Annotated in this window: 1 protein-coding gene; it reads right to left on the bottom strand. The window is 62.9% G+C overall.

Annotated elements, in window-relative coordinates:
• Positions 1-329: PilZ domain-containing protein (locus QWI17_RS16625; RefSeq protein WP_302723648.1), on the bottom strand; the 329-nt coding region annotated here is incomplete at both ends.

Consider the following 329-nt stretch of genomic DNA (forward strand, 5'->3'; position numbering starts at 1 on the left):
AGCTCAACCATGGTGTCGACCAAGCCCAGCGGGTTACCCGCCTTGAAGCGCTCATACACCTGGCCCAGTTGCAGGCGGCTTTCGACATCGCCCTCGAAGCGCAGTTTGCAGCCGGTGGCGGAGATGTCCAGCAGCTTGCCCCGCAGGGCACCGTTGCCTTTGAGGTGGGTACCGTCAAGGATCACGTCGACCAGTTGCGACAGCTTCAGCGCGGCGCGGAAGGCATTGCGGCGCTGGTGGTAGGTCATCTCGACTGGCAAGGGGCCGCTGTAGCAGCGGTGGCCGTTGACTTCGCTGATCTTCAGGGCGTGGTTGCATTCCCAGGCAAT

It is taken from the genome of Gilvimarinus gilvus, assembly GCF_030518155.1.
In the GTDB taxonomy this organism is placed as follows: Bacteria; Pseudomonadota; Gammaproteobacteria; order Pseudomonadales; family Cellvibrionaceae; genus Gilvimarinus; species Gilvimarinus gilvus.